This window comes from Salibacterium halotolerans, from assembly GCF_900115625.1.
In the GTDB taxonomy this organism is placed as follows: Bacteria; Bacillota; Bacilli; order Bacillales; family Marinococcaceae; genus Salibacterium; species Salibacterium halotolerans.
Genome location: NZ_FOXD01000027.1, coordinates 1 through 11,849, shown reverse-complemented (window position 1 = coordinate 11,849; position 11,849 = coordinate 1). Strand labels below are relative to the sequence as shown.

At 48.5% G+C, this 11,849-nt stretch carries 9 protein-coding genes; 3 read left to right on the top strand and 6 right to left on the bottom strand.

Annotated elements, in window-relative coordinates; translation table 11 throughout:
- Positions 1-140: 140 nt before the first annotated feature.
- Positions 141-707 carry a choline uptake/conversion transcriptional regulator CudC gene (cudC, locus tag BM124_RS16220; RefSeq protein ID WP_244504377.1) on the top strand — a complete coding sequence of 189 codons (567 nt, stop codon included), beginning with the start codon at positions 141-143 and terminating at the stop codon, positions 705-707.
- A 40-nt stretch (positions 708-747) separates the two neighbouring features.
- On the opposite strand, the gene BM124_RS16215 is transcribed toward cudC, so the two are convergent.
- From BM124_RS16215 to BM124_RS16205, 3 genes are all read right to left on the bottom strand, one after another.
- A complete protein-coding gene (locus BM124_RS16215) occupies positions 748-1,167 on the bottom strand; it encodes a universal stress protein (RefSeq protein WP_093339134.1) in 420 nt (139 codons plus the stop codon).
- 84 nt (positions 1,168-1,251) lie between these two features.
- Entirely contained in the window at positions 1,252-2,706 is a 1,455-nt protein-coding gene (locus BM124_RS16210; RefSeq protein ID WP_093339094.1) for a SulP family inorganic anion transporter, read from the bottom strand.
- 237 nt (positions 2,707-2,943) lie between these two features.
- The gene (locus BM124_RS16205) at positions 2,944-3,564 is read right to left on the bottom strand and encodes an HD domain-containing protein (protein WP_093339092.1); all 621 of its coding nucleotides are present in this window, start codon (positions 3,562-3,564) and stop codon (positions 2,944-2,946) included.
- Positions 3,565-3,712: 148 nt separating this feature from the next.
- On the opposite strand from BM124_RS16205, the gene BM124_RS16200 reads away from it, so the two are divergent.
- Entirely contained in the window at positions 3,713-6,961 is a 3,249-nt protein-coding gene (locus BM124_RS16200; protein WP_170841187.1) for a DEAD/DEAH box helicase, read from the top strand.
- A 106-nt stretch (positions 6,962-7,067) separates the two neighbouring features.
- The gene (locus BM124_RS16195) at positions 7,068-8,378 is read left to right on the top strand and encodes a hemolysin family protein (RefSeq protein ID WP_093339089.1); all 1,311 of its coding nucleotides are present in this window, start codon (positions 7,068-7,070) and stop codon (positions 8,376-8,378) included.
- Positions 8,379-8,586: 208 nt separating this feature from the next.
- On the opposite strand, the gene BM124_RS16190 is transcribed toward BM124_RS16195, so the two are convergent.
- The 3 genes from BM124_RS16190 to BM124_RS16180 are packed head-to-tail and all read right to left on the bottom strand — an operon-like array spanning position 8,587 to position 11,581.
- Positions 8,587-9,537 (bottom strand): ArsA family ATPase, encoded by a 951-nt coding sequence (locus tag BM124_RS16190; RefSeq protein ID WP_093339087.1) that lies wholly within the window; start codon positions 9,535-9,537, stop codon positions 8,587-8,589.
- Positions 9,538-9,550: 13 nt separating this feature from the next.
- Positions 9,551-9,817 carry a cory-CC-star protein gene (locus BM124_RS16185; protein WP_170841186.1) on the bottom strand — a complete coding sequence of 89 codons (267 nt, stop codon included), beginning with the start codon at positions 9,815-9,817 and terminating at the stop codon, positions 9,551-9,553.
- Between the two features lie 21 nt (positions 9,818-9,838).
- Positions 9,839-11,581, bottom strand: a complete 1,743-nt coding sequence (locus BM124_RS16180; protein WP_093339085.1) for a carbon starvation CstA family protein — start codon at positions 11,579-11,581, stop codon at positions 9,839-9,841.
- Positions 11,582-11,849 lie beyond the last annotated feature (268 nt).

Genomic DNA, 11,849 nt, shown 5'->3' with positions numbered 1-11,849 from the left:
CACCCTGTATTTTTATTGTCAAACGGAGGGGAGGATATCTTTTAATGGATTTTTTCTTTGATATTCACTCGTTTTGCGTTATGATATGAAAGCAAATAATATATTTAACAAATTAAACAGGAAGATGAAGGAGGATGGGATTGGGTTACTCATCAGATGAAAAAGCCCGGGAATCCCTCGATCATGCCAAGGAAATCGTTGTGGATTCCATTGCTGAAACGATGGATTTGTACGGCGTTACCCGGAGTGCCGGAACACTGTATGGAACGATGTATCTTGAAGGTGATATGACACTGGATGAGATGCGCGAAAAACTTGGAATGAGCAAACCGAGTATGAGCACCGGGGTCAAAAAACTGCAGGAATTCAATGTCGTTAAGAAAACATTCCGCAAAGGAAAAAGAAAGCAGACCTATGTTGCGGAGCATGACTTTTTCCAGTTTTTCTCCAACTTTTTCACTCAGAAATGGGAAAGAGAGGCGAAAGTCAACCTCCACTCCATTAAAGAAGCGCAGCATATACTCTCAAGTATTATACAGGATGATAACGTCTCCCCGGAACTGAAAGAAGAAGCACAGGAAGCATATCATATCATGGAGAACTCCAAAACGTACTACAAATGGCTGAATAAATTGGTAGAAAAAATCGAAACCGGTGAAATTTTTGATTTGATTCCGATCGACCCCGAACAAGAGGATAAAACGTGACGAAGGAGAGAGCAACCCGTTAGAGGAAGCTCTCTCTTGTTTATTTGATAATCAGGACGGGGCATTCCACCCGTTTTGCGACTTTATGGCTGACACTGCCAAGCACCATCGTCTGCAGCTGGTTCAGTCCCCTGCTTCCAAGGACGACGCAGTCATACGTTCCTTCATTGGCAAATTTCACGATAGAGGGGCCGGGCTCCCCGTGTTTCAGATGAATCTCATAAGGAATGTTTTTTTCCTTTAACACGTCTTCCACCGGCATCAGCTGTTCTTTGCGCTTCGTCTGAATGACATCTGTATTTCCGTAATGGAGCACGTCCGTCTTTGATTTCTCACCGTCCACTACGTAGACAACATCAATGTGCGGCTTTTCTTCCCCTTTGACAAGACCGATCGCGTGCCGGACTGCGCGGAGTGAATGATCAGACCCATCCGCAGCCAGCAAAATAGTTTGATACATCCAGATCTTCCCCTTTTTTTGTCTTTTTTCTATCATACCTTTTTCCATAAGTGAAAAAAAGTGCGCTGTAAAAGCGCACCTTTCTTAATGTCCTGAGGACAGACCGTCGAGCTGTTTTAACAGTCTGGAGCTTTCCTGGTTTATCCCGCTCAGCACCACTTCGGTTCCTTTCTGCCGGAATTTCGCTTTCACCTTCTCGAGGGCTTCGACCGCGGAATCATCCCATATATGTGCCTTGGATAAATCGATTTCCACCGTATCAGCCTGCTCGTCATAATGGAAGCTCTTCGTAAAATCCGTGACAGAGGCAAAGAATAATTGACCATCCACGTGAAAAATTTTATAGGAAGCTGAGCTTTCCATCGCTTCAGTTACGTTGATCCGCGAAATCTTTGCAGCAAAGAAAATGGCACTCAACACGACACCGGCAAGGACTCCTTTGGATAAATCGTGGGTAACGACGACAGTCGCAACTGTTACAACCATAACGGTCGAATCGCTTTTTGGCATTTTGGGAATCAATTTCAGCGAATTCCAGTCGAACGTGCTGATAGAGACCATGATCATCACTCCTGCCAACGCGGCAATCGGTATCTGTACCACAAGATCACCAAGAACCAAAATCAAAAACATCAAAAACACACCTGCCGTTAAGGAGGATAATCGCCCTCTCCCACCGGATTTCATGTTAATCATGGACTGTCCGATCATGGCACATCCGGCCATACCGCCGAAAAATCCGGTCACGACGTTGGCATATCCCTGACCGCGCGATTCCTTGTCCTTATCGCTTTCAGTATCAGTCATGTCATCCACAATCGACGCTGTCAGCATCGATTCCAGCAGACCGACAGCCGACAGTGCAAGCGCATAGGGAAAGATAATCTGGAGGGTTTCAAACGTAAACGGAATATCCGGGATCAGAAATACCGGCAGGGTGTCCGGCAGTGCCCCCATGTCTCCCACTGTCTTCACGTCTGCTCCGATGGATACAACCAGTACCGTTACCGCAATGATGGCGATAAGCGGAGATGGCACTGATTTGGATACTTTCGGAAATAAATAAATAATAAAGAGCGTCACAGCAACCATAGCGTACATGAACCAGCCAGCTCCCTGAAAATGTTCGACCTGGGATAAGAAAATGAGAATGGCCAGTGCGTTTACAAATCCGACCATGACCGACCTGGGCACAAACTTCATCAGGCGGGAAAGTCCGCTCCATCCGAAAATAATCTGGAGGATGCCTGTCAGAATCGTGGCGGCTAGCAGGTACTCCAATCCATAGTCAGCAACGAGACCTACCATAATAAGCGCCATTGCTCCCGTTGCAGCGGAAATCATACCGGGGCGGCCGCCAACGATTGCAATGACAACCGCGATGCAAAACGAGGCATACAGCCCGACCATGGGGTCAAGACCTGCCACGAGCGAAAATGCGATGGCTTCCGGAATCAGGGCCAGGGCGACGACCATACCGGAAAGAATGTCACCGCGGACATTCCCGAGCCACTCCTGTTTCATTTTTGTTAGATTCAATAGTTCCTGTCTCCTTTTTTATTATATTGGGCAGTACCCTTTGCTGAGCTTTTGTCCCGTACAAAAGCAACCGTTGTAAACGAACAGAGTCTACCATATAACAAGACAGAAACCAATCTTCATGTAAGCGTTTGACATCGGCCGTTTTCTCAATCAGAAATTCTATTTCCGCCTTCATACTTCTTTTTTCGCATAATTCATTAACGTTTGTTCCGCTTAAAGATGAAAGAGAGGGACTCAGGCTTTATTCTCCCATTCACTGTAAAACTGTTCCAGGTAGCCGATCATAAATTTCTGCCGTTCGGCCGCAATATCCGCTGCGGTGCGGGTGTTCATCAGAGACTTCAGCCGGAGCAGTTTATTGTAGAAATGGCCGATGGCGGTGTTTTGTTTTTCCGCACCCGGAAGATCCGGGCGGTGCAGCGTTTCCCCGATTTCTCCGGCGTAGGCAAAGGTTCTTGCAATACCGATAGCTCCAACCGCGTCCAAACGGTCCGCATCCTGCACCACCTGTCCTTCCAGCGTATGCATCACAGCATCTCCCCCGTTTCGAAAGGAGATTGTGCTTATGATATCCATCACTCGATTCTCTGTTTCCCTGTCATCCACATGTTTCTGAAGCCACTCCTGCACGTGTCTTCGGCCTTCTTCCTCCGATTCGTTCAATTTCTTATCGGCCACGTCATGCAGCCAGGCTGCGAGTTCACAAATAAAAGCATCAGCGTTTTCTTCTCCCGCCAGATACACCGACCGGGACACTACACGCTCTGTGTGCCAGTAATCATGGGAAGGACCCGCCTGTTCAAAAAAGGATGCAGCTTCTTTCTGTGCCTCTTCGAGTATCCACGATGTATTCATGGCACCACCTCCGCTGTTTTCTTCTATTTTTCACCAGATGGCACCGCCTTGTAAAGCATTCATTTTCCTTCTTCTTCCCCTGCCCCGTCTATGTAGAGATTATGTTATAATGACTGGTACGGTTTTTTTACGAAAAGGAGGGCTCTGGGTGCGCCATTTGACCAAATCATACATCCGGGAACTTGCCGGTTCAACCATATATAACAGAGGGCTGACCTATTGGAAGAAGAACCAGGTTACCCCTGTCAGCGAAAATACCGCAGGATCTTTCACAAAAATGAAAGTGGTCGTTTCCGGCACCGAGGATTATACGGTGGATATACTATTTCATGAAGACGGAGAAGTGCAGGAAGCGGCCTGCAGCTGTCCGGCATTTGAAGGGGGCATGGACATCTGTAAACATATAGCCGCGGCGCTTCTCACTAAAGCCGTCCCGGAAGAATCCGGTCCTTTGGCAAAGCAGAAAATGTCTCCTCGGACGAATGTCCGTCCGAAAGAAACGGAACAGGAAGCAACTGCCTCATTGAAAAAACTTTTTGTTGATTATTTTGCAGGGCGTATGCATTCGGTCGAATCCGTCGGCGAAGCGCTGCATACCGAGTTCACTCTTTCCTTTCATAAAGATAGAATGCACACGCAGGAACAGTATTTCTCCGTTCAGATGAAGATTGGTACCGACAAACTGTACGTCGTCAAAGATATAGAATCCCTGCTGTCCGCTATGCGGGAGCGTTCCCTGCTGCCATTTACGAAAAAGTTTACGTTTGACCCGACGTATCATTATTTTGAAGAAACTGATTTTCACGTCATTCAAAAACTGGAACAGATTATCCATAACCAGAAATGGACCGATCGTCAGACGAGTTTGATGTTCGGCGAACGTTCAGGACGTTCCGAAATCACCATCCCGCCCGTTGCCGCTGCGGATGTTCTCCAAGCGCTGCTTGCATGCAGTAATGTACTCATCCGCCCGTCCATTGGTTCTATGGTTCCGCTCACCGTGAAAGAGCAGTGGCCCGGAACCTTTCAGCTGCATCAGGAAAACGGGCAGTATTATTTGTCGTATTCGTCCTTCGACCATCCACCCGGAAAAGTGAGCCAGACTTCCTACTATATCTGGAACGACCGGCTGTATGAAATGAATGACGAGAACGACCGCCACACGGAACTGCTGTTTCACATGCTGATGGACACCCCCAATGGAAGGCTTCCATTGGATCACCATGATCTGGAGCAGGTGTATGCGGCTGTCGCTTCGTCGCTTCAGGAAGAGAACCGGTTAACAGTGGAGCCGGAGGTCAAAGATACAGTGGAATCCCATCCGCTCGAGGCGAAAATCTACCTGGACGGAGACGTCAGTGCCATACAAGCGGATCCGTTGTTCTGCTACGGTCCGCATTCGCTGCACGCAGTCACCGAGAAACGCGACGCCGCGGCGGAATCATCCCTTTTAATCCGGGATTCCCAAAAAGAAGAAGAGATTCTGCAGGACATTGAATCCGCGGGATTCCACTGGAACGGCCGGACATTATCCCTCAGCGGTGACACGTCCATTTATCATTTTTTGACCAGCTTTCTGCCGTCTCTTAAAGAAAAAGCAGCTATTTTCATGAGCCGGGACATCGAGGGCATGCTTATTTCCCCGGAACGTTTTTCGGTGGATTCGGAGCTCGATGAATCGTTCGGATGGCTCGATATCTCGTTTCAGACCGACGATCTAAACGATGAACAACTGTATGAACTGATGCAGAGTCTGAAAGAAAAACGCACGTATCATAAAACCTCCGACGGTCGGTTCGTGCCGCTGGACAATGACATGCTGCAGGGCATGCAGGAGTTTCTCGACGACACCGGTTCTTCCGCGGAAGATTTGAAAGAAGGTACGCTCCGCCTCCCCGCCTACCGGGCCTTTCAGGCGGAAAAACACTTCAACACCGGCATGCACTGGCAGAAAAGCAGCAGTGTGGAAAAACTGCTTCAGGACATTCAGACACCGGAACAGTTTAAATATCCATTTCCGGAAGGTATCCCGGCTGAGATCCGCGAGTACCAGGAGAACGGGTTTCAGTGGCTGAAAGCCTTATCGACTTACGGATTCGGCGGTATCCTGGCCGATGATATGGGACTCGGAAAAACGCTGCAGACGCTCAGCTATATTCTGTCGGAACGCCGCGAACGTCCGGATGCGCCGCCGTTTCTCGTGGCTGCGCCGTCTTCTCTTGTCTACAACTGGAAAAACGAAGCGGATACGTTCACGCCGGAGCTGACCGTCCGTCTCGTGGAAGGGAGTAAAACCGCACGGCGGAAGCAGCTTGAAACAGCGGACCAGGCTGACATCCTTATTACGTCCTATCCACTGCTGCGACGTGACGTTGACCTGTATGAAGAAAAGACGTGGCACGGATTGATTCTCGATGAAGCGCAGGCTCTGAAAAACAACACATCCAAGACATTCCGATCCGTCCGGCAGCTACGGACGGAAAAGACATTTGCACTGAGCGGCACGCCGATTGAAAATAAAATCGATGAATTATGGTCGTTGTTCGCGATTCTGATGCCCGGCCTCTTTCCGGAAATTCAGTCGTTTAAAAACATGGAAGTGGAAAACGTGCGGCACCGGGTTTCTCCTTTCATCCTGAGACGAACGAAATCCGATGTGCTCACCGAACTTCCGGACAAAATAGAAACCACCATGCACTGTGAACTCACCAAAACACAGCGTGAAACGTATGTCGCCTACCTGAACCGGATCAAGGAAGAAACAGCCGGCCAGCTGAGGCAGGGGAATTTTCAGCAGAACCGGATGAATATTCTCGCCAACCTGACGAGACTGCGCCAGCTCTGCTGTCATCCCGGCATGTTTCTCGAGGAGTACCACGGCGGCTCCGGTAAACTCGAAGAATTGATGAGTGTCATGGAGAACGCGCGGGAAAACGGAAACCGTGTGCTCATATTTTCACAGTTCACGTCGATGCTCACCTTTATTAAAAGCGCGTTTGATGAAAAGGGCTACTCCTATTTTTACCTGGATGGCAGCACACCTGGGAAACAGCGGGTGCAGATGACTGATGAGTTTAACAATGGCGGGAAAGAGGCATTTCTTATTTCCCTCAAAGCAGGCGGTACCGGGCTGAATCTTACCGGCGCAGACACCGTCATTCTGTTTGATCTATGGTGGAACCCGGCGGTGGAAACACAGGCTGCCGACCGCGCGCACCGTATCGGGCAGGAGAAGGCCGTTCAGGTCATCAAGTTGATTTCCCAGGGTACCATTGAAGAAAAAATACAACAGCTGCAGGACAGAAAAAAGGCATTGTTTGATCAGGTCATTCAGTCCGGCGAAACAAACTTGTCCTCTTTATCCGAAGAAGACGTACGAGAGCTGCTTAATCTTTAAGCGGCTCTCTTTTTTGTGGGTAAAATCAAGAAATTGAGCCACACTATAAAAAAGCTTTCCTGTAAGTGCCTGCAGGAATAAAAACATAGACAACGGAGGGTGGCTCATGCTTTACGTTAATATCATACTACTCATTTTTCTCATTCTTTTAACCGCATTTTTTGTCGCAACCGAATTCGCCATCGTCAAAGCACGCAGTTCAAAAATCGAGCAGCTGAAGGATGATGGAAACACGAAAGCGGACGCGGCTATCAAAGTGATGGACGGCCTCGATGAATACCTTTCCGCCTGTCAGCTCGGGATCACCATCACCGCTTTGGGACTTGGCTGGCTCGGGGAACCGACCGTGGAGCGGATCCTCCATCCAGTTCTCGCCTTCCTCCCTCTTCCGGAAGCAGCCGCGTCCATTATCAGCTTCGTTCTGGCCTTTATCCTTGTCACTTACCTGCACGTTGTTATCGGGGAACTGGCTCCGAAAACCTTCGCGATTCAAAAGGCAGAAGCACTCGCCTTAACGTTTGCCAAACCGATTATCTGGTTTTACAAAATCATGTACCCGTTTATCTGGCTTCTGAACGGATCCGCCCGCATGCTCACCCGGCTCTTTGGCATCCGCCCGGCATCTGAACATCAGACCGCGCACACAGAAGAGGAACTCCGTATCATTCTGTCGCAAAGCCTTGAAAAGGGTGAAATCAACAAAGCTGAATACGACTTCGTCAACCGGATTTTCGCCTTTGACAACCGCTCTGCCGGGGAAATCATGATTCCACGTACCGAGATGATAACCGTATCTCTGGAGGATTCCATCGAGGAGACGGTCCGGCTGCTGTCAGAAAAACCTTTTACCCGCTACCCTGTTATCCGGGAAGATAAGGACGACGTGATCGGTTTGATTCATGCCAAAGAAGTTCTTGGTGCACGCGCTTCGTCCCCGAGTGAACCGCTCACCCTTTCTGCCTGCGTGCGTCCAATGGTCCAGGTCATTCAATCCACCCCCCTCACGGAACTGCTCGTTACGATGCGCAAAGAAGAAACCCATATGGCCGTGCTTCTCGATGAGTACGGGGGAACCGCCGGTATTATTACGGTGGAGGATATTCTGGAGGAAATCGTCGGCGAGATGCGGGACGAACTGGATATTCACGAAGAGGCACTGATTCAGCCGATAAACGAGCAGAAGTCCCGGTATTTACTGGATGGAAAAGTGCTTCTTGAGGAAGTGAACAAGAAACTGGAACTCGACATCGAAGAAAAGCCGGTCGACACCCTTGGAGGATGGCTGCTTTCTGTGAAACCCGATATTCAAAAAGACGAAACCGTCACCCACCGCGATTGGACCTTTATCCCAAGAAAGCTGATAGGCCGGCAGATTAAATCGATCGAAGCCGCAAAAAAAGAAAGCCCTTCAACGTAAGAAGGCTTTCTTTTTTTCTTCCCATTCTGTTTCCATACTCATTTCATAAATGGACCTATACTCTCCTCGTACTATGCGAATATCTCTTTTCCGTCCTTCATGGACAATCCCTGCCCGTTCAAAATACTCCCAGCCAAATGGTAAATTCCACACCCTGCCTAAAATTACCAATTTATTCCAAATATACTACGACAGACTCTATACAAATTCAATTTCTTCCCAGCGCTCTCTGAAGTTTTTCCTTTAAAGCCTCCAAAGCTCTTCTTGAAGATATGTCCTCTTCCAGAAGAGGCAGATATATACGGCGTTTTTGCGAAAATTTTTCTTCAATTTGTTCTTTGTATACCTCTTCCTGCTTTTGTCTACTGGTGAAAAAATACCCCGTTTCTTCTGTTTCCGGAATACATTTATTCACGATGAGCGTGCCGACTTCCAGTTTCGCATGCTCGAGAAGTTCAAGCGCCCTTTCTGTTTCTGCGATAGGCAGCTTTTCAGGAGTCAGCACATATACGTATCCGGTCTTTTTTTGATCGAGTAATGTATGTCTCGCTTGGGAGAAACGGTCTTTTCGTTCCATCAATGTACGGTAAATCGGATCATCCACTGGTTCGCCGTCGTGCAGCCACTGGGAATAGTTTTCGTTTACGGCCTGCCGCCGCTCAAGCATTCCCTCCACCCAGGATTCCATCAGTTCGGGAAGAGTGAGAAGGCGGACCGTATGGCCGGTAGGAGCAGTGTCAAAAACAATTAGATCATACTCTCTGCTTTCTTCCAGTACTATTTTTACCATTCGGTCAAACAACGCCGCTTCCTCCGCTCCGGGAGATAACGCTGCCATGTCAATCTGACGGTTCACTTCTTCGGCCATGTGGGACTTCACGAGGCCTTTCAGGTTGTCTTTCACTTCATTAATATACCGTTTGGCTTCCTGCCCGGAGCTGATTTCCAGTCCCCAGAGCCGCGGGGAGAGCCGCAGGGCTTCATCACCGATGGATGTATCAAAAAGATCACCAAGGTTATGAGCGGGATCTGTCGATACGAGCAGGGTGTTCTTCCCTTGTTCCGCGGCTGACAGGGCGAAAGCGGAGGCAGACGTTGATTTCCCTACACCTCCCTTTCCACCGAAAAATACAATATGATGCCGGTACAGTTTATCCACCTGTTTCACCTCCTTAACAGCAGCGGACTCCATTTAACGGCGATTTTTCCATTCCCATCCGCAGATGCCAGTCATGAAACCGTTCAATCATTTCCGGGTAAAGTTCCATCGTATAATAGGAAACGGGGTTGGGAATGCCGAGCAGTTCGGAAAAACAAAGCAGTAGAAACAGGTCATCTTCATCCCGGATTTCCCGCTTTATTTCCGAGCGGTGCGGAAGACTGAGCACCTCTTCATAAAACGACAGCAATTCTTTCAGTCCTTTTTTCTTATCTGTCAATGCGCCACACTCCTTCCTGCATCATTTTTGGTCCGATTCACTGCGGGATCTGTCTTTTTGAAAGAGTGTCACTGCTTCACATAGAATCCAGACAGCAAATCCCAGTATCAATGCTCCAAAACCAAACAGTACGAGCTGCGCATCACCCTGTCCGAGCCAGGACCATTCGAATACGACCTGGCTGACCATGGCCCAGATTGTCATAAACAGCAGGAAAATCATAGGAATTAACGTATAAAGGAAATTCCGCCCCTTCCAGCGCAGCCAGATAGAGACAAGCATTAAACTAATCGCAGCCAGAAGCTGGTTGGTTGTGCCGAATAACGGCCACAGCAGATAACCGCCGGAACCAAAACCCCGGTCCCCTGGAAGCAGTACCAAAAGGGCACTTCCTCCGACGGCAGCACTGGTTGCGACGTGCTTTTTCGTCAAAAGGCGCGCTTTGTACTCCTGTCCCAGCTCGGAAATGATATAACGCATCAGCCGTACCGATGTATCCAGGGTAGTCGCCGCGAAGCTGACCACTATTACTGCCACAATCGTTCGGGCCGTTCCTTCCGGCAGACCGAGAGCGGTTCCGAGCTGGCCGGCGCCGCTTACAAAGAAATTCAATCCTTCCGCGTTAGCAGCATCAAAGCTTCCGTAATTGGACAGAAAATCGCCCTGAGTCGCGAAGAATGTCGTCACTGCCAAAATAGTAATTAAAGCAAGGGTGCCTTCTCCGACTGCCCCAAAATAACCGACCAATCGTGCGTCCGTCTCTTTGTTCAACTGTTTCGAAGAAGTGCCGGAAGCCACAAGACCGTGAAATCCCGAAATAGCTCCGCAGGCAATGGTGATAAACAGCAGAGGGAACCATGATACATCCGCTGTTTCCCGCACAGCAGGCGCCGTTACTTCCGCCGGCGGCCAGCTGAACAACAGACCGAGATACAAAATCGCAAGTCCCACCACTAATTGATGGGAATTTATATAGTCCCGCGGCTGCAGAAGTTTCCATACAGGAACAATAGATGCGATATACACATACACCATCAAAATGGCAATCCAGATCAGGAAGGCTGTAGAAACCGCTCCCAAACCAAACAGTCCATCAGAACCCTCCCCTCCGAAATAGGAAACAAGATCAATCTGCAAGGCAGGTACGTTGCTTGCCGCAACTGCGGTCACATACATCACCGCTAGTGCAATCAATGACGGAACGAGCATCTTTTTTCGTTTTTTGTTAATGGTATACCCAATCCAGATTGCAAGTGGAATCTGGATGAAAACAGCCGGCACACTTGCCGGAAACGATATGAACAAGTTGGAAATCACCCAGGCAAAGACAGCATTCACCATTAATAATAGAATTAAAATAATGAACAGAAATAATAGTTTCGCCCGGCGTCCTATAATATTTTCAGCCAGTGTTCCTATGGATTTTCCCTTATTACGGACGGACAATACAAGCGTCCCGAAATCATGCACACCAGCTGCGAATACAGTACCAAGCACCACCCACAAAAACGCAGGAAGCCATCCCCAGTATACAGCCACCGCAGGACCTACAATCGGAGCGGCTCCTGCAACAGATGTGAAGTGGTGACCCCAGACAACCCATTTATTCGTTGGTACAAAGTCTACCCCGTCCCTAAACCGATGAGCCGGAGTCTGAAAATCAGGGTCCAGACGGTAAATCCGCTCCGCGATGAATTTGGAATAATAACGATAGCCCAAAGCGAAGACGAGCAGCCCCAGTACAGCCAACACGATAGCCGGCATCTTACACTTCCTCCTTTTTCTCCTTTATTGTCAGCGGTTTCAAAACAAACAAAAAATATGTAACTCATCAAGCACACATTCATTATAAGAAAAAACAAAGTCCCACTCGATAGTTTATTGAAAATTATTACATAAGTCCTATACACTTACATTCAATTAAAAAACATCCGGGGCTGTATCAAAAGCCCTTAACTAAAAAGCCATGGACGCCATCTTCAGATGGTGACCATGGTTTTTTACGTATTTTTAAAGCCAGCTTATACAGCTG